A 24,672-nucleotide genomic window follows, 5' to 3' on the forward strand; every position below is an offset into this window, starting at 1 on the left:
CAAGCGCGCGGACCGGCCCCTGCGCCGGGGTGGCCCCGCCCGCGCGTAACCATCTGGCATTCGCCCGCGCTCTGGCTTAGAACCGCAGCAGGATATTTGCGGGGAAGGACAGAGACATGTCTGACGATTTCGAGCTTGATACCGACGACCTTGAGCGGCGGATGGACGGGGCGATTGCCAATTTGCGCACCGAGTTTGCTAGCCTGCGCACCGGACGGGCCAGCGCCAGCATGCTGGAGCCGGTGCAGGTGGAGGCCTATGGCCAGATGACCCCGATCAACCAGGTCGGCACGGTCAACGTGCCCGAGCCCCGGATGGTCACTATCAACGTCTGGGACAAGGGGCTGGTCAACGCGGTGGAAAAAGCCATCCGCAACTCCGGCCTCGGCATCAACCCGCAGATGAACGGCACCATCATCATGCTGCCGATCCCCGAGTTGAACGAAGAGCGCCGCCGCGAGCTGACTAAGGTGGCCGCGCAATATGCCGAGAACGCCCGGGTAAGCGTGCGCAACGTGCGTCAGGACGGGATGCAGCAGATCAAGAAGGCCGACAAGCTGGCCGAGGATGATCAGAAGTTCTGGGAGCAGTCGGTGCAGGAAATGACCGACAGCCACATCAAGGCCATCGACGCGGCGCTGGAGAACAAGCAAAGCGAGATCATGCAGGTGTGAGCGGTCTTTTTGGCCGTTCGGGTTAAGGGGGTGTGTAATGGTTCTGGTGTTGTCGGAACAGGAGGTGGACGGGCTCAACGCGCTCGTCGAGCGCCCCGAAAATCTGGCCATGGCCCTGCGGATCAGGGCGTTTCGCCCCTATCCCGTGCGGGCCGTCAGCGATGCTTAGCTGGCCGAGATCGTTCGGCTTTCACGCCGCTCGGCCCGCAGGTTCGGCCTCAAGGAGAGGCGGCTGGTGCAGCGTTGGATCATGGCTGACGCGCTGCTCGCCCCGCAATTCTATGAGTTGCCCGACGTGGCGGAGCACTTCGAGAAGGCAAAGGGCAGCCCCGATGCGAAGGCGGAGGATGTGTTTCAGCTGATGAAGATCACCTACTGGCAGAATGGCCGGGGTGACGAGGTTTGGTGGTAGATGCTGGGATCGGGCACGTTTCTTCCGTTTTGTCTGCCCTACGCACGGCCGGTTCCGGGCGGGGTCGAGGTCGGGCTGGCCTGCTGGGGCCTTGCCCCGCCCGCGCCGGATGTGGAGGACATGCCGGACATCGAGATACCGGGCGTGCCCGGCTCGGGCGAGACCGGTGAGATCGACACCGGCGAGGAGGGCGGGAACACTGTCGGCCCCGATGCGCCGCCCGAGGAATGGCCCGAGGCGCAGCCCCACGCCGACGTGGCCGCCGAAGCGGCAGAGATGGCGGAAGATGGCACCGAGCCTTGCACCGCCGGCTGCGAAGAGTGCGCGCCTACTGTTCAGGGCTATCCGGACTGGACGAACTACGCGCCGGACGATGCCGAGTATGTGGAGGAATCCAGCTGGAATGGCTACTACTACCAGCACATGATATGCGGGCTGCCCTACAATCCGGCCCTCAGCAAGATCGTGGAGTGGAAATTCGCCGCCTACTCCTGGGACGGCCACCTGCCACCGGGATGCGTGATGCTGGAGGCCAAGTACGGGTATGGCGGCTTGCTCAGCCATACCTACGAGCAGGTGCCTACGGATGGAGGCGGCACGGACACCCGATACCGAACCATTCCACAGCCGGGGCGGGAGTGGCAGGTTAGGAGGACATTTCGCAAGCTCTTGGAGCAAGCTAGGGCGCAGATCGACAAACTCCGGCCCACCCCTGAAGTGGGGTTGATCTGGTCGTTTTCCCATTCGGATTCACGGGCCTATTTTCATGAACGTGGGGGCCTGTCACTCTATGGAGAGTGGCGTTTTGCGGCCCTTCATATTCCTGCTCCGGAGTTTTGAATGCTTAAGTCTCAAGTTTTTGCCCAGTTTACTCCTCACGCATTCGATATCGAAGCAGCGTTCGAAGAGTGTGTCGAGCTCCTGAATGCACTATCGCGCTTGGAGGCGTTTGCGCCCGGGTGGGAGGCCAAAGGGTTCGTGCTTGCCGCTGATAAATCGGGGTTTCTTGATGTTCAACGCAAGGAACTCACCTCGGAAAACCTCGAGTTTGAGCAGTACGGTGTGCTTGCCGAGAGCGCTCGACATATCGATAGTGTTGCCCTCCCTATAGAGCAGTACTTTGCGGATCTCTATGTCGGCGGAGCTAAGAGTCCGCGACGAGAAATGCGGCTCGATTTCCTACCCAAAGACATGACCCTCGCGCTCGCCCGGCAGATCGTGGCGGTCTGCCTGGACTGGGCGCCGCTTCAGCACCTCACGATCATGGACCCATATTACGCCATGGAGGAGTCCCCCATCGGGTTTCGGCGCACCGGCCTCGGCTGGGCGGGGTGGGTTCCGTTCCGGCCCGACCCGGCGGCGCTGCCGGAGGGCACCATCGTTGAGCCGATGGGGCGGGGGAGCTTCATTGCCACGCAGGAGCGGTTCTGGGACGTGCCGGACAGGGCGGGCGTGAAGCGCGGGCAGGCGCTGGAGCTGGCGTTGAACGCCTTGGGAATGCTGCCCACGGGGGCCGATTTGCGGGATGGCACTTGGGGCGAGCCGGAGTAGGGGCGGATGCTGCATTGGGCGTGTCACTTGTTTGCCCTCCACGTTCCCGCTCCGGAGTTCTGAATGCTGAAGTCACAGCTCGTTGCCGAGTTTTCGCCAGTCTCTCTAACCCTGGATGAGGGTTTTACGGCCTGCGCAACCTTGTTGAATACCCTTTCAACCATTCAGGCATTCGCGCCGGGATGGGAGGCCGATGGCGCGGTTCTGGCGAGTGATCAGGCAGCTTTCTTCGAGGTTCAAAGGCGGGAGCTCAGCCGCGAAGACATGGAGTTTAGCAGCTACGGCATCGTGGCTGAAAGCGCGCGGCGGATGAACGGTCAGGACATCGAGATCGAGCAATACATGGCCGCCGTGACGTTTGGGGGCACGCCGCGTTCTGATCGTCAGCTTCGCCTCGATTTCTTACCCAAAGACATGACCCTAGCCCTTGCCCGGCAGATCGTGGCGGTGTGCCTCGACTGGGCGCCGCTTCAGCACTTGACGATCATGGACCCCTACTACGCGATGGAGGAATCGCCCATAGGGTTGCGCCGCACCGGCCTCGGCTGGGCGGGGTGGGTGCCGTTCAGGCCGGAGCCTGCGGCGCTGCCGGAGGGCACCCTTATCGAGCCGATGGGGCGAGGGAGCTTTATTGCGACGCAAGAGCGCTTCTGGGATGTGCCCGACCGCGCGGGCGTGAAGCGGGGGCAGGCGCTGGAACTGGCGCTGAACGCCTTGGGGGTGCTGCCGACAGGGGCCGATTTGCGGGATGGCACCTGGGGTCAGGGTGGCTAATGGGGCAGGTGCTCCCCGCAAAAGCGCGCATTTGAACCGAAGTAACCCAATCGCAAGACAGAAGGTCTATGCCGAGCGTGTCAGCGCAAACTGGCAATGGCTCCCGTAGCGCGTTAAAGACGGCGGTGCCGATACAGCAGAACGTTCATCGGCAAGGAGGCCGCAGCATGGCGAAACAGGCGAGCGAAGGCTCTGCACCGCGACACGTCGCTATCATCATGGATGGCAACGGGCGATGGGCGACGCGCCGGGGGCGGCCGCGTCTGTTCGGCCACCAGGCGGGCGCAAAGCGGGTGCGCGAGATTGTGGAGGCCTGCCCCGATCTGGGGGTGGAATACCTTACCATCTTTGCCTTCAGCACCGAGAACTGGAAGCGCACCCAGGCCGAGGTGGCCGGGCTGATGCTGCTGTTTCGGCGCTACATCACCAAGGAGGCGCAGCGTCTGCTGGCCAAGGGCGTGCGCGTGCGCTTCATCGGCGACCGGGTGAAGCTGGATGCCAAGCTGGTGGCGCTCATGGATGAGCTGGAATCGCTGACGGCCCACAATACCAAGGTGCATCTGACCATCGCGCTCAACTACGGCGGGCGCGACGAGGTGACCCGCGCCACCCAGCGCCTTGCGGTGGAGGTGGCCGAAGGGCGGATCAAGCCCGAGGAGGTTGGGGCCGAAACCCTCAGCCGCTTCCTCGACACCTGCATGCTGCCCGACCCTGATCTGGTGATCCGCACCAGCGGGGAGGCGCGGATATCCAACTTTCTGCTCTGGCAGTCCGCCTATGCGGAATACGAATTTGTCGACACGCTCTGGCCGGATTTCTCGGCCGCGTGTTTTGCCGAAATCATCGAGGGGTTCGCCGCCCGGGACAGGCGGTTTGGGGCAGTGAAGGCATGAGCGCAAAATGGGACGATCTGGCACCACGGGTCATCGCGGGGGCGGTGATGGTTGTGGTGGGCGTTGCGGGGATTCGGGCCGGGGGGATCTGGTTTCAGATGCTGGCGGTCTTCGTCACCGCCGTCATGGTCTGGGAACTGGCCAGCATGATCAAGCGCGAGGGCGAAAGCGCCATGCTGCTCGCCGCAATCACCGCCTCCGTTCTCTCGGGGCTGCTGGCCCATGAGGCCAGCTGGGCCATGCTGCTTCTGCTCCTGCCGCCGGTGGTGGGCACGGCGATGATGCCGCGCGAACGGCTCACGTTTTTCCTGTTTGCGCTTGGCATCATGGCGGCAGGCTGGGGGCTGGTGACCTTCCGCGAGGAACACGGCGGCACATGGCTGTTCTGGCTGGTCTTCGTGGTCGTCGTCACCGATGTGGCGGGGTATTTTGCAGGGCGGATGATCGGCGGGCCGAAGTTTTGGCCCAAGGTTTCGCCCAAGAAAACATGGAGCGGCACGGTGGCGGGCTGGTTTGGCGCGGCGCTGGTTGGCGCGCTCTTCCTGACCTTCACCAATGCCGGGCGCGACCTGATCTGGATTTCCGCCGTGCTCGCCTTCGCCTCGCAGATGGGCGACATCGCCGAAAGCGCGCTGAAGCGGCGGATGGGGGTGAAAGACAGCTCCTCCCTGATTCCCGGCCACGGCGGCTTGTTCGACCGGTTTGATGGCCTGCTCGGCGCGGCGCTGTTGATGCTGGTGGTCGCGCTCATCGTCGACGTGCCCGAGGTGCGGATTTGAAACGGGTCAGCCTGCTTGGCGCCACCGGCTCCATCGGTGAGAGCGCGGTGGATCTGATCGGGCGCGGCGGCTTTCAGGCCGTGGCCCTGACGGGCGGGCGCAATGTGGCGCGGCTGGCCGAGCAGGCGGTGGAGCTTGGCGCCGAGCTGGCGGTCACCTGCTTTCCTGAATGTTATGAAGAGCTTCGCCAGCGGCTTGAAGGCACCGGGGTTGACGTGGCCGCGGGCGCAGATGCGGTGGCGCAGGCCGCCGCGCAGCCCGCCGATCTGGTGCTGAACGGCATCGTCGGCGCGGCCGGGCTGCAACCGTCGCTGGCGGCGGTGCGTGCCGGGGCCACGCTGGCGCTGGCCAACAAGGAAAGCCTCGTTTGCGCCGGCCCTCTGCTGATGGCCACGGCCCGGGAGGCGGGGGCGCAGGTGCTGCCGGTGGACAGCGAGCATTCGGCGGTGTTTCAGGCGCTAGTGGGCGAAGAGATGAGCGCGGTCGAGCGTGTGGTGATCACCGCAAGCGGCGGCGCTTTCCGCGAATGGCCGCTGGAGAAGCTGGCGCGGGCAACCCCGGAGCAGGCGGCAACCCACCCCAATTGGGATATGGGCCAGCGGATCACCATCGACTCGGCCAGCATGTTCAATAAGGCGCTGGAAGTGATTGAGGCGCATGAGTTTTTTGCGATCCCGCCAGAGCGGATCGAGGTGCTGATCCACCCGCAAAGCACGGTGCATGCGTTGGTGGGCTTTTGCGATGGGGCGATGATGGCGCATCTGGGCGCGCCGGATATGCGCCATGCTATCGGCTATGCGCTGCACTGGCCCGAGCGGGCCGAGCTGCCAGTGGCGCGGCTGGACCTTGCCGCCCTCGGGCGGCTGGATTTTGCCGCCCCCGATCCCGCGCGCTATCCGGCGCTGTTGCTGGCGCAGGAGGTGATGGCGGCCGGCGGGCTGATGGGCGCGGTCTTCAACGCGGCCAAGGAGGCGGCGCTGGACGGGTTCATCGCCCGCAGCATCGGCTTTACCGACATGGCCCGCATTGTGGAGGCGGTGATGGGCCGTATGGCCTCGCAAACCGGCCTTAACAATGACATGATGACCCTTGATAACGTGCTGCAGGCAGACCAGATGGCACGAGAACTGGCCCGCGAGGCCATGCAAAAAACGAGTGAGGCAACGGGCTAGGCATGGAATTCTTCGGCATTCTGGGAGGCACGGCGGGCTACGTCGTGGCCTTCATCGTGGCGCTTTCGATCATCGTGGCGGTGCATGAATACGGCCATTACATCGTTGGCCGCTGGTGCGGGATCCATGCCGAGGTGTTCAGCCTCGGTTTTGGCAAGGTGCTCTACACCCGGACCGACAAGCGCGGGACCGAGTGGCAGGTGGCCGCGCTGCCCTTTGGTGGCTACGTAAAATTCATGGGTGATGCCAATGCCGCCTCGGCCGGAGTCGATGGCGAGGCAATGGCGGGGCTCAGCGAGGCCGAGAAACGCCGCACCATGCCGGGCGCGCCGCTTTGGGCGCGTGCCGCGACGGTTGCGGCTGGCCCGGTGTTCAACTTCATCCTCAGCTTTCTCATCTTCAGCGCCATCGTCACGGTGCGCGGCGTGCCCAGCGAGCCGGTGCAGGTGGGCACGCTTCAGCCGCTGCCGCAACAGGTGCGCGTGCTGGAAGCGGGGGACACAATCTTGCAGATCGACGGCAAGGAGATCACCGATATCGGCAGTCTCTATGATGCGACCGCCGAACTCGATCTCACCCGCCCGGTGGCCTACCGGATCGAGCGCGACGGCGCGGAGATGATCGTGGAGGGCACCACGCCCTTTCCGCCGCTGATTTCCAGCGTCAGCCCCAACTCGGCGGCAATCGACGCGGGGCTCGAAGTGGGCGACGTGATCACCGCAATCGACGAGCAGCCGATCACCGCCTTCAAGGAATTGCAGGACATCGTGCGCGAGGGCGAGGGCAAGCCGGTGGCGCTGAAGGTTTGGCGCGAGGGCGAGGTGCTTGATTTCACCATGACCCCGCGCCGCACAGACCTGCCAACGCCCGAGGGCGGCTTTGAAACCCGCTACCTGATCGGCATCAACGGCGGCCTCGCTTTTGAACCCGCGACTGACAGGCTCGGCCCGCTCAAGGCGCTGGAATATGGCGTGCGGCAAACTTGGTTTATCGTCACCAGCTCGATCTCGGGCCTCTACAACATGGTCTCCGGCGCAATTTCGAGCTGCAACCTGTCCGGCCCGCTGAAGATTGCCACCACCGCAGGCCAGATGGCCAGCCAGGGCGGGCAGAGCTTTATCTGGTTTGTCGCGGTGCTTTCGACGGCTGTGGGCCTGCTCAACCTCTTCCCGATCCCGGTATTGGATGGCGGGCATCTGGTGTTCCACGCCTATGAGGCCGTCACCGGCAAGCCGCCGCCCGAGAAGCTGCTCAACGTGCTGATGGCCATCGGCCTGACGCTGATCCTGAGCCTCATGGTCTTTGCGCTTGGCAACGATCTGTTCTGCGAAGGCGGGATTTTCTGGAAGATCCGCAGCTGGTTCGTCTGAGCGCGGGGCAGGGGGCTGCTGCCTCAGTTTCGCCACATTCCACGGCTGGTTCGCCCAATTGGGGCCATAGTCGGCCATTAAGCACGTGCGGAACGTAAACCGGAGACGCAGGGCCCGCCCATGCACACCATGACCGAAGGATACCGCAGCCTGAGCCTGATCGTCCGGCTCAACTCGGATCGTATGCTCTATGTGGCAACCATCCTGACCGCCCTCGGTGGCGGCGCCTGGATCGGATCGCTCTTCAACTGACGCAAGGCTGCAAAACGCAATGCAGAAAAGCGCCCCGGGGCGCTTTTGCGTGCTTTGACACCACCCCCAATACCGGCTAGTGAAGTTGGATAACAAAAGGCGGTAATACTGAGGGCTGTGGGCATGTTTCGAGCACGCGAGACCGTGAAGGGGCTAAACGTGGCCAAGGCGCTTGCGCTGCGTTTCACGTTCCTGATTTTTTCTGCATTTGCAGTGGCATACACCGTGGCGCCGAGCCAGGCGGTGGCGCAAAGCTTTACCTTCAGCAGGGTTGAGGTAAACGGCAACCAACGGGTTGATGCGGCCACCATCGTCTCCTACGCCGGAATCGCTCGCGGCGCGACGGTGAGCGCGGGGCAGTTGAACGACGCCTATCAAAACATCCTCGCCTCCGGCCTCTTCCAGAGCGTCGAAGTGGTGCCGCGCGGCTCCACGCTGGTGATCAACGTCCGTGAACATCCGACGATCAACCGCATTGCCTTCGAGGGCAACAAGCGGGTGAAAGATGAGGCGATGGCCGGGGTGATCCGCAGCCAGTCGCGCCGGGTGTTCCAGCCCAGTCAGGTTGAATCTGACGCTGCTTCGATCGTGGAGCTTTACCGGGTGCAGGGCCGCGTGGCCGCGACCGTCACGCCAAAGGTCATTCGCCGCCAAGGCAACCGCGTGGACCTTGTCTTTGAGGTCACCGAGGGCCGGACGGTTGAGAATGAGCGCATCAGCTTTGTCGGCAACCGCCGCTTCTCCGACCGGCGCCTGCGCGGCGCGCTCGAAACCAAGCAGGCCGGTCTGTTCCGTCAGCTCATCCAGCGCGACACGCTGGTGGAAGAGCGCATCGACTTTGACAAGCAGGTGCTGCGCGACTTCTACCTGAGCCGTGGCTTTATCGACTTCCGCGTCCAGAGCGCCACCGCCGAGATCACCCGCAACCGTGATGCCTTCCTTGTGACCTTCAACGTGCAAGAGGGTCAGCAATTCCGCATTGGGCGGGTGACGGTAACGTCGAGCATGCCCGAAGCCGATGCCAATGAGTTCCGCAAGGCGCTGCGCATCCGCAGCGGTAAGGTCTACAACCCGCAGATCGTGGAAACCAACATCAGCCGTATGGAGCGGCTGGCCGCGCAGAAGGGCATCAACTTCCTGCGGGTCGAGCCGCAGATCAGCCGCAACGAGCGCGATCTGACCCTCGACATCAACTTTGCCATCAGCAAGGGCCCGCGTATCTTTGTTGAGCGGATCGACATCGAGGGTAACGCCTCCACGCTCGACAGGGTGGTGCGCCGCCAGTTCAAGGTGGTGGAAGGCGACCCGTTCAACCCGCGCGAGGTGCGTGAGGCCGCAGAGCGCATCCGGGCGCTTGGCTTCTTCGAAACCGCCGATGTGAACGCCCGCGAGGGCTCCGCGCCCGATCAGGTTGTGGTCGACGTCGACGTGGTGGAAGCGCCCACCGGTTCGCTCGGCTTCGGGGCCTCCTATGGCTCCGACGATGGGCTTGGCTTCAACGTCAGCTTCTCGGAGCGCAACTTTCTGGGCCGTGGCCAATCGCTCAACTTTGGCTTCGACACCACCAGCGCGGCCAACGGGCTGAACTTCTCCTTCCGCGAGCCGGCCTTCCTTGGCCGTGAGGTGACCTTCGGGCTCGATGCCTCCTACCGGGCGTCGGAGTCTGAGAACACGCGTTACGACTCTGCTGTCGGCTCCTTCCGCCCGCTCTTTGCCTTCCCGCTGGGTGATCGCAGCCGTCTGCAGGTGCGCACCACGCTGCTTTACAAGGAGCTTTCTGGGCTGGACCTCGGCGATCCCGAGGGCAACCCCGGCCCCGGGGGCGATACTGGCTCCTCCTTTATCCTGCGGCAGGAAGAGGGCGAGCGTTGGGATGTGAGCCTTGGCTACACCTACACCTACGACAGCCGGATCACCGGCCTGAACCCGAATGCGGCCATCCGCTTCACCTTCGGGCAGGATTTTGGCGGGCTGGACGGTGAGAACCAGTATATTAAGACCATCGCTTCACTGACCGCGCAAACGAAGGTGTGGAACGAAGAGGTGACGCTGCGGGCCGAGCTTGAGGGTGGTGCGCTGCACTACTCCACCGGCGGCTCGACGGTGCTGGACCGCTTCACGCTCAACGGCAAGATCCGGGGCTTCGAGGCCAATGGCACCGGCCCGCGTGACCTGAACGTCACCAATGAAGACGCGCTTGGCGGCAACTTCTTCTTCGTGGCGCGTCTGGAGGCCGAATTCCCGCTGGGTCTGCCGGAGGAATACGGCATCTCGGGTGGTGTGTTCTATGATATCGGCTCCGTCTGGGGGCTCGACAACACCGGCGGCGGCCCCACCGGTGCCGACCCGGTTGACGATGATCTGCACTGGCGCTCGGCGGTTGGTGTGTCGATCTTCTGGGATACGCCCATCGGTCCGCTGCGCTTCAACTTCTCTGAAGCGATCATGAAAGAGGACTACGACAAGGAGCGCAGCTTCGACATCTCGATCCGAACCGACTTCTGATGCTCGGGCCCGCACATAGGCGCGGGACGGTCGGGATGCGTGGTTTGGCCGCCGTTGTTGCGCTTTGCCTCGGGCTCGCGCCTGTTGCCAGCATCGGGCAGCAGGCCGGGGCCACGCCAAGTTCTGTGCTGACGATTGACCAGGAGCGTCTGTTTCAAACCACGCTGCTGGGCCAGCGTCTGCAGCGAGAGCTGAACGAGGCACGGTCTGATCTGATCGCAGAGAACGCCCGCATTCAGGAAGATCTGGAGGCCGAAGAGGCCAGCCTGACCGAGCAGCGCGCCGAAATGGACCCGGATGCTTTCCGCGAGTTGGCCGATGCCTTTGACGAGAAGGTCACCGCCATCCGCGCCGAGCAGGAGGGCAAAACCCGCCAGCTTCAGCGACTGCAAGACCGCAATCAGCAGATTTTCAACGCGGCCATCGGCCCGGTCGTGAAAGAGGTGGTCGAAGAGCGCGGGGCCGCCGTGATCCTCGACTCCCGCGCTATCCTTCTGGCGATCTCCGACATCGACGTGACCGATCTGGTCCGCATGCGGGTGGATCGGCTGTTGGGGGACGGCGGCGAAATCGCAGTTCCGCCCTTGCCGCCGGAAGACGACACCGAGCAAACATCAGAAGGCGACGGCAGCGAAGCGCCGACCGAAGAAGAAGGACAATAGCATGAGCGACGCCCCCGAAACCGTTGATCTGGAGATGATCCAGCGGATCATCCCGCACCGATACCCCTTCCTGCTGGTAGACAAGGTGCGCGACGTGAAGTTTTGCGAGAGCGCGGTTGGCATCAAGAATGTCACCTTCAACGAGCCGCATTTTCAGGGCCACTTTCCCGGTGCGCCGATCATGCCGGGCGTCACCATCATCGAGGCGCTGGCCCAGACGGCGGCGGTGATGGTGGGGGCCTCGCTTGGCCTGCAGGACAAGGGCATGCTGGTGTATTTCATGGGCATGGAGGGCGTGAAGTTTCGCCGCAAGGTGGTGCCGGGCGATGTGCTGGAGCTGCATGTCACCGTCACCCGCGGCAAGCCCGGCGGCAAGGTGTGGAAGTTCCGCGGCGAAGCCAGCGTAGAGGGCGAGATGGCCGCCGAGGCCGAGTTTACCGCGATGATGGATATGCCTGCGGAGGGCAAATGACCGTCGCCTCCAGCGCCACCATTCACCCCACCGCCTGCGTCGATGAAGGCGCGGTGATCGGGGCCGGCGTCGATATTGGCCCCTTTGCCTATATCGGCTCCAAGGCCAAAATCGGCGATGGCTGCCAGATCAAGAGCCATGCGGTGATCACCGGCGATACCGAGGTTGGGCCGGAGTGCACGGTGTTTTCCTTCGCGGTCATTGGCGAGATCCCGCAGGATCTGAAGTTTTCGGGCGAAGAGACCCGGCTGGTGATTGGCGCGCGCAACCGGATCCGCGAGCATGTGACCATCAACTGCGGCACCGAGGGCGGTGGCGGCGTGACCCGCGTGGGCGACGATTGCCTGATCATGGCGGGCGCCCATGTGGCCCATGACGCGCAGGTTGGCAGCCGGGTGGTGATCGTCAATTCCGCCGCCGTGGCGGGCCATTGCGTGATCGAGGATGACGTGATCATCGGCGGGCTCTCGGGCATCCACCAGTGGGTGCGGATCGGGCAGGGCGCAATCATTGGCGCGGTCACCATGGTGACGCGCGATGTGATCCCCTATGGGCTTGTCGAAGCCAGCCGGGGCAAGCTCGACGGGCTCAACCTTGTGGGCCTCAAGCGGGCCGGAGTGGCACGGGCCGACATCACCGCGCTGCGCGCCGCCTACCAGATGCTGGCACAAGGCGAGGGCGCCTTTCAGGATCGCGCCAAGCGCCTCGGCGAAGAGACCGAGAGCGACTACGTGCGCCGCATCGTCGATTTTGTCACCGGGGAGAGCGACCGCTCTTTCCTGACGCCGGAGTAGCCCCTTGCTGGCGCTGATCGCAGGGCAGGGCCAACTGCCCGCCCGGATTGCGCTTGCCGCAAAGGGGCCCGTGCGGGTGTGTGCGCTCGAGGGCTTCACCCCCGCGCATCTGGAAGTGGATGAGCGCTTTCGGCTGGAACGGCTGGGCAGCTTCATCCACGGCCTCAAGCAGCGCGGCGTGAGCGAGGTTTGCATGGCCGGGGCCGTCCGGCGGCCCGCGCTGGACCCCCAGCAGATCGACGAGGCCACCCTGCCGCTGGTGCCCCGTATCAAGGGCGCGGTCTTACAGGGCGACGATGCCGCGCTGCGCGAAATCATCGCCATCTTCGAGGAGGCCGGTCTGGTGGTGCGGGCCGCGCATGAAATTGCGCCAGCACTGCTGCCCGGCTCGGGCGTGCTCACCAAGGCGGGCCCGGGGGCACGCGATGTGTCGGACGCCGCGCGCGCCGAAGAGATCGTGGATGCGATGGGCGCGGCGGATGTGGGGCAGGCCTGCGTGGTCGGCTCCGGGCAGGCACTTGCGGTGGAGGCGATTGGCGGCACCGACTGGATGCTGCGCTCGCTGCTGCGCACGCCGGAAGAGGCAAAGCGCCGCGAGGATGAGGTGCTGAAGGGCGCCTCGCTGATGGATCAGGCGAGGGACTGGCTCGGCGACTTTGCCGACTTTTTCGCCCCCAAGGACGGCTCCCGCCTGCCAGAACGCGACCCGGCCCTGCCGCCCGGCGGGCTGCTCTATAAAGCGCCCAAGCCGGGGCAGGACCGCCGCGCCGACCTGCCGGTGATCGGCCCCGAAACGGTGATGCGCGCCGCCGAGGCCGGGCTGACCGGCATTGTGGTTGAGGCGGGCGGGGTCATGGTGATTGATGTCGACACCTGCGTTGCCATGGCCGACGCGGTGGGCATGTTCATCTGGATCCGGCCAAAGGCGCGGGCGTGAGGGTTTTCATCATAGCGGGCGAGCCCTCGGGCGACAGGCTGGGCGCGGCGCTGATTGGCGGGCTGAAGGCGCTGGCTCCGGGCGTGGAGTTTCGGGGTGTGGGCGGCAGCGGCATGGCGGGCGAAGGGCTGGAGAGCCTGTTTCCGATGGAGGAGCTTTCGGTGATGGGCATCGCCGAGGTGCTGCCCAAGTATCGCGCGCTGATGCGGCGGATCAAGCAATGCGCCGCCGAGGTGGTTGCGTGGAAGCCTGACGTGCTGATCACCATCGACAGCCCCGATTTTTGCCTGCGGGTGGCGCGGCGGGTGAAGGCCGAAGCGGATGTGAAAACCGTGCATTACGTGGCCCCCACGGTTTGGGCATGGCGTCCGCACCGGGCCGAGAAGATGGCCCAGGTGATCGACCATGTGCTCGCGCTCTTTCCCTTCGAGCCGCCCTACATGGAAGCCGCCGGGATGAGCTGCGATTTTGTCGGCCATCCGGTGGTGTCGGAGCCGGTGGCCAATGCAGAGGATGGCGCGGCCTTCCGCGCGGAACATGGCATTGGGGATGCGCCTTTGGTCATGGCGCTGCCCGGCTCGCGGCGCGGTGAGGTAAACCGGCTGGCCCCGATCTTTGGCGAGGCGCTGCGCCCCCTGGTGGCCGAGCAGCCTGACACACGGGTCGTGGTGCCCTGTGTCGCTTCCACGGCGGAGCTGGTGAAGGATCTCACCGCGCGCTGGCCCGGTGCGCCGGTTCTGCTCGATCCACGCGGGAAGGCCACCAAGGCGGCGCAGGCGGAGAAGCGTGTCGCTTTTGCGGCCGCCGATGTGGCGCTGGCCGCCTCTGGCACGGTGTCGCTGGAGCTGGCGGCCAATGCGCTGCCGATGGTGATCGCCTATGACATGAGCTGGCTCAGCCGCCAGATCATCAGCCGGATGCTGAAGGTAGATACAGTCACGCTGGTAAACCTCGTGGCTGAAAGCCGCACCATCCCCGAGTTCATCGGGGCCGAATGCAAACCTGCCAAGATCGCCGAGGGCCTCAAGGCCGTGCTCGCCGCGCCGGGGGCGCAGCTTGAGGCGATGGCGCTCACCATGTCGCGGCTGGGGCGGGGCGAAGAGCCGCCGGGGCTGCGGGCCGCGCGCTCGGTTCTGGAGCGCATCGGCTAGGCTGACTGCGGTCAGTTTCTCCCGGCAAGGCTCCATGCGCGGCCACGATAGCGCTTTGCCGTAGCGTCAACGCGCCCTAGGCTTGCAGCCAGCATGACCCCTTGGGAGGCGCGCTTTGCACTGGTTCGCCGGCATCACACTTGCCCTTTGCAGCCTCACCGGCCCGATGGCGCAGGCGCAGGGCATCGAGGCGGAGGGCACGCTGGCGGTGCTGCTCGATCTGCCGGTGGGCGAGGCGGGCGCGGTGCTGGGCGAGCTTGACGCGGCTTGGCGCGGCAGCCGGATCATCGGGCGCGGCCCCGGTCCGGTGACAGAGGGCGACCCGTGGTTTTGGAGTGCGGTGTTTCAGACCCCCGGCATGGAGGCCACGCCGCGCCACGGCCTCACCCTCACCTGTAGCCGCCACGGGCATGAGAGCCATCGCGCGATGATCGCCGCCCGCACGCGCGGCCTGCGCCCTTGGCCCGGCGGGGCGGTGGCGCGGCTGACATGTGAGGGGGCAGGGGTGTTTTGGGGGCGAAACCTCGGCCCGCTTATTTTGCGCGGGGCGCAGGACATGCTGGAAACCTGGGCCGTGGATACAGAGCCGGGCCAGCCCGGGCACCTGAGCTATCGCGGTGGCGATACGGCGCCAAGGGGCGGGCGGATGGTGGGGCGCTTTCGGCTCGATATGACCCGGGCAGGCGGGGCCTTGCCCGGGTCGGAGGTTTGGGTGGAGGTAGAGATATACAGGTTCGGGTCGCAATAGAGGCCTTGGAGGGCCCGTCCGCCGGCTCCGGTCGAACCGGTAAAGTCCCGGAACGCGGCGGACGGGTGGGAGAGGGCGGCGGGGGCCGCGCCTCTCCCGCACTGATGCTCAGGCAGCCTGGACCTGCGATGCATCAGCGACGAGCACAAGTGTAGGCATCCCGGCTGGTGCGGCCTTCTTGCAGGGCACGCTTGCCAGCTCGGGGCAGGCCCGGCGGCGGGCACCAAAGTCCAGCACCGGGATCGAAACTTCCGAGCCATTGCCAAAGTCGGGGCGGATGATGGTGCAATTCCGCTGCTCCGCGAGGGCCTTCAGAGCGGCTTTACGGTTTTGGCGGGCGAGGTTTTTGAGAGATTTCATCGTCGTCATTCCTTGATCTTATGAGGGTTGTTGAGGGGTGTTGGTTGGGGTCAGGCCGGGTCAGGCGGCCAGTGCCGAGAGGAAGGCGTTGGTGCGGTAGGGCAGGACCTGCCGCATCCCGAGATCGCCGGGAAACACCGGCCGCCGCGTGGGCTTTGCCTTGCGAGACAGTCGAACCACGTTGTCATGCTTGAAGAGCTTGGCCGCGAGGAGAGCCGTTTTACGGTTTTCGCGGGCGAGGTCGGCGAGGGGGCTCGGTGTGGTCATTGTGCGTTCCTTTTTGGCGCAGGGCGCGGTGTGATCGGAGCGCCGGGGCGGTGGTGGGGGGGCCGCGGCTGGTGATGACACAAGCTCGCCACGTCCCGGCCTTGAGAGATATTGTCCAATGGGGGGATGAGGCCGTTTTCAACCCTAGGGTTGATCGGGAAATCCTTAAAAACAAGGCATGTGCGCAGCTTCGGCCCGCCCGATTTCGCCTCATTTTGCCAATCATACCCAAGGTGGAGAGGCCCGAAATACGCCTTAAAGTCGATCTTATTTCATTCAAATACCGCAGGTCTGCCGCATTTCGGCGGCAACGTCGAATCGTCAGGAGGGATTGCCATGACCACCAAAGACCACACCCGCGTCGCCATCATTTGCACCGGCTTTGCACTCGCGATGAGCGTCTCAGCCAGCGGGCCTGCCCATGCAGCCGCCAGCGGCCTGCGCGACGCCCCGACCGAGCGGGTTTATATGGCGCGGCAAAACTACACCGATGTCATCGCGGTGCTGGAACGCAACGGATACCGCGTTGTCAGCATGTCGAGCACGATGCTCGGCCGCGTGAAGATCTTGGCGCAGAACAAGGTGCACCTGCGGGAAATCGTCGTCAGCCGGTCAACCGGCGAGATCAAGCATGATGTGATCCTCAAGGTGTTCAAGACGCGCCGTGAAGACAAGAAGACCGGCAAGCGCATCCGCGGCGCAGTAAACGCACCCGCCAACGGCGGCGGCGGCGGCAACACAGGAGGCTCCACCGGCGGCTCGACGGGCGGCGGTATTTCGGTTGGGGTCGGCAATGAAAACGGCGGCGGCGTTTCTGTCGATGTCGACAGCGGCGGCATTTCGGTTGGTGTTGGCGGCGCAAGCGTTTCGGTGGGCGGCGGCGGCGTTGGTGTGAGCCTTGGCAACTGACTTTCCAGCAGATTTCGGGCGCCGTAGCGGCTTCCCCGAAACAGGCGTGACCCCGCGCCTTTCCCCCGGATTTGCCCGTATGGCGGGCCGTGGCAGCCTTTACATTGCGCTCGCCCTGCAGGCCCTGGGCGCGCTCTTCTTCGTTGGCGACCTCTGGAGCGAAATCCTTGGCCTGCGCACCGCGCCAATCCCCTATGAATGGCAAGAGATCATCCAGCTGCTCGCCTCGCTTGGGCTGGTCATCGGCCTCGTTGTGTCGGGTCTCTACCTGCGCCGCAGCCAGCGGCGGGTGGTGGAGTTGAACCGGCAGGTCGATGTGGCTTCTGGCAACTTTTCACAACACTTGCAGGAGCTCTTTGCGCAGTGGGATCTGTCAGAGAGCGAAATGAGCGTTGCGGTCTATGCGATGAAGGGCTTCTCCAACGGCGAAATCGCCGCCTTGCGCGGCACCAGCGCCTCCACCGTGAAGAGCCAGATGAACGCGGTGTATCGCAAGTCGGGCTTCACCAGCCGGGGCCAGCTGATTTCCTGCCTCGTTGAAGAGCTGTTCGAGGGCGTGGCGCTGCCGGGTGAGACTGTAGAGCGCGCGCGGGTGCAGATGTCTCTCGCCGCGCGCTAGGCCCCGCGCCAGATCCAGCCGCCGCCGAGCACGCGTGTGCCCTCCGGCGCATAGAAGACGCAAGCCTGCCCGGGTGACACCCCTTCTTCCGCCGCCAAAAGCTCCACCTCCGCCGTGCCGTCCGCCAGCGGGCGCAGCAGGGCTTCTGCCGGGGGGCGGGTGGAGCGGATGCGGGTGCGGATCTCGATCTCCTGACCAGGCTCCAGCGGCGTATCCCCCAGCCAGTTGATCTCGCGCACCGGCACCGTCCGTTTGGCCAGCGCCTCCTTGGGGCCGACAATCACCTGCCGCGTTTCCGGGTCCAGCTTCACGACATAGAGCGGGGTGGAGAGCCCGCCGATGCCAAGGCCCCGGCGCTGGCCGATGGTGTAGTGGATCACCCCGTTGTGCTGCGCCAGCACTCGGCCCTCCATATTCACGATCTCACCCGGCTCACCCGCGCCCGGGCGCAGCTTTTCGATCACGCTGGCGTAGTTGCCGTTCGGCACAAAGCAGATGTCTTGGCTGTCGGGCTTGTCGGCCACCGCGAGCCCGTGCTTTTGCGCCAGGTCCCGGGTTTCAGCCTTGCTGGTCAGATGGCCCAGCGGAAACCGCAGGAAGGAGAGCTGCTCAGGCGTGGTGGAAAACAGAAAGTAGCTCTGATCCCGGTTCGGATCGCCCGCCATGTGCAGCTCAGGGCCGGTCGCGCCCATCTTGCGCTGAATGTAATGCCCGGTGGCCATACAGTCGGCGTCCAAGTCCTTCGCGGTTTCCAGCAGGTCTTTGAACTTCACCCGCTCGTTGCAGCGGATGCAGGGCACAGGGGTGGCCCCGGCGAGGTAGCTTTCGGCAAATTCCTCGATCACCGCGTCCTTGAAGATATTCTCATAATCCAGCACGTAATGCGGAAAGCCCATCTCCTCGGCCACGCGGCGCGCATCGTGAATGTCGACGCCCGCGCAGCAGGCACCCTTCTTGGCCAGCGCGGCCCCGTGGTCATAAAGCTGGAGCGTGACCCCAACCACATCATAGCCCTGAGACGCCAATTCGGCGGCGACAACAGAGCTGTCGACCCCGCCTGACATGGCAACGACCACCCGCGTTTCGGCGGGCGGTTTGGCAAATCCGAGGGAGTTGAGCGCATCAAGCGGCATGGGGTGGCCCTGAGTCGGAGGAAGAAGGAGGGAATATAGGAAAATCCTAAGCACTCTCAAGGGTGGGTTCACGACCCGTTAAGCCACGCGTGCGTAAGGTGCATCCGTTCAGGCGAATGACGAGACGAATATGTTCCTCAAACGCATAGATGGCCCCCGCGCGGTGACGCTGCCCGACGGCTCGGTAATGACCCGGGCCGACCTGCCGCCATCGGATACGCGCCGCTGGGTTGCCAGCCGCAAGGCGGCGGTGGTCCGTGCGGTGCAGAACGGGTTGATTTCCTTGGAAGATTGTATGGAAACCTACGGCATTTCCGAGGAAGAATATGGCAGCTGGTCCCACGCCGTCGAGCAACATGGCGAACAGGCCCTGAAGGCCACCAGCCTGCAAAAGTTCCGCTAAGCACCCGCGTGCAGCCATCTGGCCGCGCGCTGAACTTCTCCAAAGCCTACTCCCCAAAAATAGTGATCTGGACAACGCAAGGTTGTGGCCGGACACTGTTTACCATTGGTAACCGGCAATTAACCATTGTGTTGCATGGTCATAGCTGAACAGCAGATGAACGGAGCATTCCGATGCGTATACTCTTGGTTGAAGACGATCCCACCACCTCCAAAAGCATTGAGATGATGCTGACCCACGCCAATCTGAACGTCTATTCGACGGATCTTGGCGAGGAGGGGATAGATCTTGCCAAGCTCTATGACTACGACCTGATCCTGCTCGATCTCAACCTGCCCGACATGACCGGCCACGAGGTGCTGCGCCAGCTGCGCCTTGCGCGGATCGACACGCCTATTCTGATCCTTTCGGGGGCCGATGACACCGAGAACAAGATCAAGGGCTTCGGCTTCGGGGCCGATGACTACCTGACCAAGCCGTTCCACCGCGAAGAGCTGGTGGCACGCATCCATGCGATCATCCGCCGCTCCAAGGGCCATGCGCAATCGGTCATCAAGACCGGCAAGATCGTCGTCAACCTCGATGCCAAGACGGTTGAGGTTGAAAACCGGCCTGTGCACCTGACGGGCAAGGAATATCAGATGCTGGAGCTTCTGAGCCTGCGCAAGGGCACCACGCTCACCAAGGAGATGTTCCTCAACCATCTTTATGGCGGCATGGATGAGCCCGAGCTGAAAATCATCGACGTGTTCATCTGCAAGCTGCGCAAGAAGCTGGCCAGCGCCACCGGCGGCGACAACCATATCGAAACGGTCTGGGGCAGGGGCTACGTGCTGCGCGACCCGGAGCCGATGGAAGACGGCGGCGACAATCGGATTGCCGTGGGCGCCTGACCGGCCAGACAGAAACGCCTCGGGTGCCCTTGCATCCGGATGACAGGATAACGACTACCACTCACGTTCCCTCTCTGGACCTCCCCGGGGCTGCCTCCTATCAATCGGGGACAGCCTTCGGGGAGGACAGGGATGTCTGAGACCACATCCACCACAACAAAAGACGTGAAATCGCTGAGCCCCGCCGAGGCCGAGGCCGAGCTTGCCCGGCTCGCAGAGCTTTTGAACAAGGCGAACGCCGCCTATCATCAGGCCGATGCGCCCGAGATGGATGATGCCGACTATGACGCGCTGAAACGGCGCAATGCGGCGATCGAGTCCGCCTTTCCCGACCTCAAGCGCAGCGATTCCCCCTCCGACCAAGTGGGCGCGGCCCCCTCCGAGACCTTCTCGAAGATCCGCCACGCGGTGCGCATGCTCTCACTGGGCAATGCATTCGACGCCGAGGACGTGGCCGAGTTTGACCGCTCGGTGCGCAGCTACCTCGGGCGCGAGGACGGGCTGACCTATACCGCCGAGCCCAAGATTGACGGCCTGTCGCTTTCTCTGCGCTACGAGAACGGCAAACTGATCCAGGCCGCCACGAGGGGCGATGGTGAAACCGGCGAAAATGTCACCGCGAATGCCCGCACCATCGAGGACATACCGGAAAACCTGCAAGGCGCGCCGGAGGTGCTGGAGGTGCGTGGCGAAGTCTATATGAGCCACGATGATTTTGCCGCGCTGAACGAACGGCAGGAGGCCGCCGGCGCCAAGCGCTTCGCCAACCCGCGAAACGCCGCGGCTGGTTCGTTGCGGCAGCTGGATTCCGAGATCACCCGCGCCCGGCCTTTGCGTTTCTTCGCCTATGCCTGGGGCGAGCTCAGCGCTCCGCTGGCAGAAACGCAATATGACGCCATCCAGCGGCTCGAAACCCTAGGGTTTTCCACCAACCCGCTCACCGCCCGCTGCGATGGCACCGAGGCGCTGCTGGCCCATTACGTGCAAATCGAACAAAAGCGCGCGACCTTGGGCTATGACATCGACGGCGTTGTTTACAAGGTGAACGACCTTGCCCTGCAAGCCCGGCTCGGCTTCCGCTCCACCACGCCGCGATGGGCCATTGCCCACAAGTTCCCTGCTGAGCTGGCCTGGACCCGGCTCGAAAAGATCGAAATTCAGGTGGGGCGCACCGGCGCCCTCAGCCCGGTTGCGCGGCTGACCCCGGTGACGGTGGGCGGCGTGGTCGTCAGCAATGCGACGCTGCACAACGAAGATTACATCGCCGGGCGCGACGCGAAGGGCGGCCGCATTCGCGAGGGCAAAGACATCCGCGAGGGCGACTGGGTGCAGGTTTACCGCGCGGGCGACGTGATCCCGAAGATCGCGGATGTGGACCTGTCAAAGCGCCCCGAAGAGGCAACGCCCTACAGCTTCCCGACAACCTGCCCCGAATGCGGCTCCCCGGCGATCCGCGAAGAGGGCGATGCGGTGCGGCGCTGCACCGGCGGGCTGATCTGCCCGGCGCAGGCGGTGGAAAAGCTGAAGCACTTCGTCTCCCGCGCCGCCTTCGATATCGAGGGGCTTGGGGCCAAACAGGTTGAGGCCTTCTATGGTGACGACCAACTGCCGGTGAAGGAGCCTGCCGATATCTTCACCCTCCGGCAGCGCGACGCCGAGGCCTTCACCAAGCTCGCCAACCGGGATGGTTGGGGAGAGACGAGCGCAAAGAACCTGTTTGAAGCCATTGATGAAAAGAGAGAAATCGCGCTGTCGCGGCTGATCTTCGGGCTGGGCATCCGCCATGTGGGCGAGGTGGCCGCACAGGATCTGGCACGCCACTACACCAGTTGGGAGGCGATGGCGCAGGCGCTCGATGCGGCCCGCCCGGCCGCGCTGGCCCATCGCAAGGCCGATGAGGCGGCAGAGGCCGAACGCGCCGCCGCCGCCGAAGAGGGCCGCCGTGCAAAGCTGGCCGAGGCGCGGGCCGCCGTGGCGGGTGACGTGCCTCCTGAGGCCGCCGAGGCCTGGGCCGACCTGATCGGCACCGATGGCATTGGCCCCACGCTGGCGCTTTCGCTCTCCGACGCCTTCGCCAACCCCGACGAGCGCGCCGCGATGGACAGGCTCCTGCCGCAGCTCACCCCGCTGCCCCCCGAGGCACGGGCCACCGGCAGCCCCGTGGCGGGCAAGACGGTGGTGTTTACCGGCACGCTCGAAAAGATGACCCGCGCCGAGGCCAAGGCCCGCGCCGAGGCGTTGGGGGCCAAGGTTTCGGGCAGCGTCAGCGCCAAGACCGATCTGTTGGTGGCGGGCCCGGGCGCGGGGAGCAAGGCGAAGAAGGCCGCAGACCTCGGCGTTGAAACCATCGACGAAGACGGCTGGCTTTCTCTTATAGGCGACGCATGAGCACCCGTCCGGCGCGCCTCTTCCCGCTCTTTGCCGGGGTCGATACGCTGCCGGGCATTGGCGCAAAAACCGCCACCGCGCTGGAAGGCATGGGCATCACGCGCCCGCGCGATTTGCTCTTTACCCTGCCGCATGGCCTGATTGACCGTCGCCGGCGCACCACCGTTCAGGGTGTGCCGCCGGGCACTGTGGTGACGGTGGAGGTCACCGTGGGGCGCCATCGCGGCTCTTCCCGGCCCGGCGGGCCGTATCGGGTGGAGGTGGAGGATGCCGAAACCACCATCACGCTGGTGTTCTTCCGGGGCGGCAGCAAGTGGATCGAAAAGCAGCTGCCCACCGGCCAGCGCCGGGTGATATCCGGCAAGCTGGAGCATTTTGACGGGATGGCGCAGATGGTGCATCCCGATCATATTCTGCGCATCGAAGAGGCGGGCGAGATCCCCGAGCATGAGCCGGTTTATCCGCTCACCGCCGGGGTGACGCAGCGGGTGATGGGCAAGGCTGCCGAGGCGGCGCTGGAGCGCGCGCCAGAGTTGGACGAATGGATCGACGCCGAACTTCTCAAGCGCGAGGGCTGGCCTGCGTGGCGCGACGCGATGGAGGCGGCGCATCTGCCCAAGACAGCCGCTGACGTTTCTGATACCGCGCCCGCCCATCGCCGCCTCGCCTATGACGAACTCTTTGCCCATCAGCTCACCCTCGCGCTGGCCCGCTCCACCAGCCGCGCCAAGCCGGGGATTGCCACCAAGGGCACCGGCACCTTGCAGGACAAGGTGTTGAACGCCCTGCCTTACACGCCAACCGGCGCCCAGCTGAGGGCGGTGTCTGAGATTGCCGGTGACATGGCCAGCGACAGGCGGATGAACCGGCTGTTGCAGGGCGATGTTGGCGCGGGCAAGACGCTGGTGGCGCTGATGGCGCTGCTGATCGCCGTTGAGGCGGGCGGGCAGGGGGTGATGATGGCGCCCACCGAAATTCTGGCCCGCCAGCACCTTGCCTCGCTCACCCCTCTGGCCGAAGCCGCAGGCCTGCGGGTGGAACTTTTGACCGGGCGCGACAAGGGCCCCGAGCGCGAGGCCAAGCTGGCGGCACTGGCCGATGGCTCGGCGCAGATCGTGGTGGGCACCCATGCGCTGTTTCAGGATGCGGTGCGCTTTGACGATCTGCGGCTGACGGTGATTGACGAGCAGCATCGCTTTGGCGTGAACGAGCGTGCCCGGCTGGGGGCCAAGGGCGCGGCGGTGGATGTGCTGGTGATGTCGGCCACGCCAATCCCGCGCTCCCTGTCGCTGACGCAATATGGCGATATGGAAATTTCGGTGCTCGATGAAAAGCCGCCGGGCCGCACCCCGGTGGTGACCGCGATGGTCAGCGCCGAGCGGCTGGGCAGCGTGGTGGAGCGGTTGCGCAGCGCGGTGGCCGAGGGCCGGCAGTGCTATTGGGTGTGCCCGCTGGTGGGCGAGAGCGAGGTGAGCGAGGCCACGGCCGCCGAAGAACGCTTCAAGCAGCTGCGCGCAACGCTGGGCGAGGGCGTGGTGGGGCTTGTGCACGGGCAGATGCCCCCCGCCGAGAAAGATGCAGCGATGGCCCGCTTCCTGTCTGGCGAAACCGGGGTGCTGGTGGCGACAACGGTGATCGAGGTGGGGGTGGACGTGCCCAATGCCTCGATCATGGTGATCGAGCAGGCCGAGCGCTTCGGCCTTGCGCAACTCCACCAACTGCGTGGCCGGGTCGGGCGCGGCGCGGCGGAGAGCACCTGCATTCTGCTCTATACCGCGCCGTTGGGAGAGACCTCGCGCAAGCGGCTGACCACGCTGCGAGAAACCGAGGATGGCTTTCGCATTGCCGAGGTGGACCTTGAAATGCGCGGCGCGGGCGATGTTCTGGGCACAGCACAATCCGGACTGCCCCGGTTTCGCATCGCCGATATGGAGCGGATGGTGGGCCTTGCACAGGTGGCGCAGAGCGATGCGCGCGCCTTGCTGGAAGCCGATCCGGAGCTTTCGGGCACACGCGGCACGGCGGCCAGAATGCTGCTTTGGCTGACCGAACAAGACAGGGCGATCCGGCTGCTTTCGGTCGGTTGATTTGTTCTCTTTTTGCAGAAGGTTAACGCCGGAATGGCGTTTTGTTCACGAATGTTCTCAAAAAGTTCTGGACAGGGCAGCCCGCATATGAGAACAAAGGTGCAACGAAACGCCTGAAGGATCACCGACCATGATCGCCAAGTTCTCCTCCCGCATCACGCCTCTCGCGCAAGACGCTATCGGCGCCGTTGCCCTGATCGTCATGCTGGTTGGGGGGCTGCATCTGCCGTCGCTGCTTTAGAGTTTCTCTGCGGGGTGGCATCTGCCTCTTGTCACCCGGCTTGCCTGCGGTCCAGAGACCGGGCGCGTTGCATCCACCTGTCCCCAACTTAGGGATGCACGCGCTCACTTGCCTGTCCCGAGCGCCACTCCACGGGCTTCCCCGCCCGGCGTCCGGTCTCTGCATCCGTCCTTACCTTCCGCCGCCGCCTGAAAGGGTGTGCGGCGTTTTTTTTGGAAGGTCGAAT

General features: G+C 64.7%; 27 protein-coding genes. 24 read left to right on the plus strand and 3 right to left on the minus strand.

What is annotated here, in order from left to right; translation table 11 throughout:
* Positions 1-116: 116 nt before the first annotated feature.
* The 18 genes from frr (at position 117) to FHY55_RS10670 (ending at position 15,146) form a co-directional block, all read left to right on the plus strand.
* Entirely contained in the window at positions 117-674 is a 558-nt protein-coding gene (gene frr, locus FHY55_RS10600) for a ribosome recycling factor (RefSeq protein WP_140014163.1), read from the plus strand.
* 37 nt (positions 675-711) lie between these two features.
* Positions 712-843, plus strand: a complete 132-nt coding sequence (locus FHY55_RS20890) for a hypothetical protein (protein WP_256377560.1) — start codon at positions 712-714, stop codon at positions 841-843.
* Between the two features lie 66 nt (positions 844-909).
* A complete protein-coding gene (locus tag FHY55_RS20505) occupies positions 910-1,086 on the plus strand; it encodes a hypothetical protein (protein WP_168222976.1) in 177 nt (58 codons plus the stop codon).
* The gene (locus tag FHY55_RS10605) at positions 1,087-1,926 is read left to right on the plus strand and encodes a Tox-REase-5 domain-containing protein (RefSeq protein ID WP_140014164.1); all 840 of its coding nucleotides are present in this window, start codon (positions 1,087-1,089) and stop codon (positions 1,924-1,926) included.
* Positions 1,927-2,277: 351 nt separating this feature from the next.
* Positions 2,278-2,637, plus strand: coding sequence for a hypothetical protein (locus tag FHY55_RS20650; protein WP_140014165.1), 360 nt, complete (start codon positions 2,278-2,280; stop codon positions 2,635-2,637).
* Positions 2,638-2,700: 63 nt separating this feature from the next.
* The gene (locus tag FHY55_RS10615) at positions 2,701-3,411 is read left to right on the plus strand and encodes a hypothetical protein (RefSeq protein ID WP_140014166.1); all 711 of its coding nucleotides are present in this window, start codon (positions 2,701-2,703) and stop codon (positions 3,409-3,411) included.
* 167 nt (positions 3,412-3,578) lie between these two features.
* Positions 3,579-4,304, plus strand: a complete 726-nt coding sequence (uppS, locus tag FHY55_RS10620) for a polyprenyl diphosphate synthase (RefSeq protein ID WP_140014167.1) — start codon at positions 3,579-3,581, stop codon at positions 4,302-4,304.
* Positions 4,301-5,083, plus strand: a complete 783-nt coding sequence (locus tag FHY55_RS10625; protein WP_140014168.1) for a phosphatidate cytidylyltransferase — start codon at positions 4,301-4,303, stop codon at positions 5,081-5,083. Before uppS ends, FHY55_RS10625 begins: the two co-directional genes overlap by 4 nt.
* Complete coding sequence (dxr, locus tag FHY55_RS10630) at positions 5,080-6,255, plus strand: 1-deoxy-D-xylulose-5-phosphate reductoisomerase (protein ID WP_140014169.1); 1,176 nt, start codon at positions 5,080-5,082, stop codon at positions 6,253-6,255. Before FHY55_RS10625 ends, dxr begins: the two co-directional genes overlap by 4 nt.
* Before the next feature lie 2 nt (positions 6,256-6,257).
* Complete coding sequence (gene rseP / locus FHY55_RS10635; RefSeq protein ID WP_140014170.1) at positions 6,258-7,625, plus strand: RIP metalloprotease RseP; 1,368 nt, start codon at positions 6,258-6,260, stop codon at positions 7,623-7,625.
* A 129-nt stretch (positions 7,626-7,754) separates the two neighbouring features.
* The gene (locus FHY55_RS20895; RefSeq protein ID WP_256377581.1) at positions 7,755-7,877 is read left to right on the plus strand and encodes a hypothetical protein; all 123 of its coding nucleotides are present in this window, start codon (positions 7,755-7,757) and stop codon (positions 7,875-7,877) included.
* 123 nt (positions 7,878-8,000) lie between these two features.
* Positions 8,001-10,382, plus strand: a complete 2,382-nt coding sequence (gene bamA, locus FHY55_RS10640; protein WP_140014171.1) for an outer membrane protein assembly factor BamA — start codon at positions 8,001-8,003, stop codon at positions 10,380-10,382.
* A gap of 35 nt (positions 10,383-10,417) precedes the next feature.
* Positions 10,418-11,044, plus strand: a complete 627-nt coding sequence (locus FHY55_RS10645; protein WP_168222978.1) for an OmpH family outer membrane protein — start codon at positions 10,418-10,420, stop codon at positions 11,042-11,044.
* Between the two features lies 1 nt (position 11,045).
* Positions 11,046-11,516 (plus strand): 3-hydroxyacyl-ACP dehydratase FabZ, encoded by a 471-nt coding sequence (gene fabZ / locus FHY55_RS10650; RefSeq protein ID WP_140014173.1) that lies wholly within the window; start codon positions 11,046-11,048, stop codon positions 11,514-11,516.
* Complete coding sequence (gene lpxA, locus FHY55_RS10655; protein WP_140014174.1) at positions 11,513-12,310, plus strand: acyl-ACP--UDP-N-acetylglucosamine O-acyltransferase; 798 nt, start codon at positions 11,513-11,515, stop codon at positions 12,308-12,310. The genes fabZ and lpxA overlap by 4 nt, the downstream gene beginning before the upstream one ends.
* 4 nt (positions 12,311-12,314) lie before the next feature.
* The gene (locus tag FHY55_RS10660; RefSeq protein WP_140014175.1) at positions 12,315-13,247 is read left to right on the plus strand and encodes an LpxI family protein; all 933 of its coding nucleotides are present in this window, start codon (positions 12,315-12,317) and stop codon (positions 13,245-13,247) included.
* A complete protein-coding gene (gene lpxB, locus FHY55_RS10665) occupies positions 13,244-14,398 on the plus strand; it encodes a lipid-A-disaccharide synthase (protein WP_140014176.1) in 1,155 nt (384 codons plus the stop codon). The genes FHY55_RS10660 and lpxB overlap by 4 nt, the downstream gene beginning before the upstream one ends.
* Before the next feature lie 115 nt (positions 14,399-14,513).
* Positions 14,514-15,146, plus strand: a complete 633-nt coding sequence (locus FHY55_RS10670) for a hypothetical protein (protein ID WP_140014177.1) — start codon at positions 14,514-14,516, stop codon at positions 15,144-15,146.
* Positions 15,147-15,254: 108 nt separating this feature from the next.
* On the opposite strand, the gene FHY55_RS10675 is transcribed toward FHY55_RS10670, so the two are convergent.
* Positions 15,255-15,506: a hypothetical protein gene (locus tag FHY55_RS10675; protein WP_140014178.1), complete on the minus strand. Its 252-nt coding sequence runs from the start codon at positions 15,504-15,506 to the stop codon at positions 15,255-15,257.
* Positions 15,507-15,566: 60 nt separating this feature from the next.
* On the minus strand, positions 15,567-15,773 hold the full coding sequence (locus FHY55_RS10680) for a hypothetical protein (RefSeq protein ID WP_140014179.1): 207 nt from the start codon (positions 15,771-15,773) through the stop codon (positions 15,567-15,569).
* Between the two features lie 336 nt (positions 15,774-16,109).
* On the opposite strand from FHY55_RS10680, the gene FHY55_RS10685 reads away from it, so the two are divergent.
* Positions 16,110-16,682 (plus strand): hypothetical protein, encoded by a 573-nt coding sequence (locus FHY55_RS10685; protein ID WP_140014180.1) that lies wholly within the window; start codon positions 16,110-16,112, stop codon positions 16,680-16,682.
* A gap of 46 nt (positions 16,683-16,728) precedes the next feature.
* The gene (locus tag FHY55_RS10690; protein WP_140014181.1) at positions 16,729-17,301 is read left to right on the plus strand and encodes a helix-turn-helix transcriptional regulator; all 573 of its coding nucleotides are present in this window, start codon (positions 16,729-16,731) and stop codon (positions 17,299-17,301) included.
* Here the strand turns inward: FHY55_RS10690 and mnmA are convergent.
* Positions 17,298-18,434, minus strand: coding sequence for a tRNA 2-thiouridine(34) synthase MnmA (mnmA, locus tag FHY55_RS10695; RefSeq protein WP_140014182.1), 1,137 nt, complete (start codon positions 18,432-18,434; stop codon positions 17,298-17,300). The two genes, FHY55_RS10690 and mnmA, sit on opposite strands and share 4 nt — an antisense overlap.
* A 130-nt stretch (positions 18,435-18,564) precedes the next feature.
* Here mnmA and FHY55_RS10700 point away from each other — a divergent pair, with 130 nt between their 5' ends.
* From FHY55_RS10700 to recG, 4 genes are all read left to right on the plus strand, one after another.
* Positions 18,565-18,837, plus strand: coding sequence for a DUF1153 domain-containing protein (locus FHY55_RS10700; RefSeq protein WP_140014183.1), 273 nt, complete (start codon positions 18,565-18,567; stop codon positions 18,835-18,837).
* A gap of 173 nt (positions 18,838-19,010) precedes the next feature.
* Entirely contained in the window at positions 19,011-19,730 is a 720-nt protein-coding gene (ctrA, locus tag FHY55_RS10705; RefSeq protein ID WP_140014184.1) for a response regulator transcription factor CtrA, read from the plus strand.
* Between the two features lie 132 nt (positions 19,731-19,862).
* Positions 19,863-22,118: an NAD-dependent DNA ligase LigA gene (gene ligA, locus FHY55_RS10710; RefSeq protein ID WP_140014185.1), complete on the plus strand. Its 2,256-nt coding sequence runs from the start codon at positions 19,863-19,865 to the stop codon at positions 22,116-22,118.
* Positions 22,115-24,205, plus strand: coding sequence for an ATP-dependent DNA helicase RecG (recG, locus tag FHY55_RS10715; RefSeq protein WP_140014186.1), 2,091 nt, complete (start codon positions 22,115-22,117; stop codon positions 24,203-24,205). Before ligA ends, recG begins: the two co-directional genes overlap by 4 nt.
* Positions 24,206-24,672: the final 467 nt, after the last annotated feature.

The organism is Oceanicola sp. D3 (genome assembly GCF_006351965.1).
Classification (GTDB): domain Bacteria; phylum Pseudomonadota; class Alphaproteobacteria; order Rhodobacterales; family Rhodobacteraceae; genus Vannielia.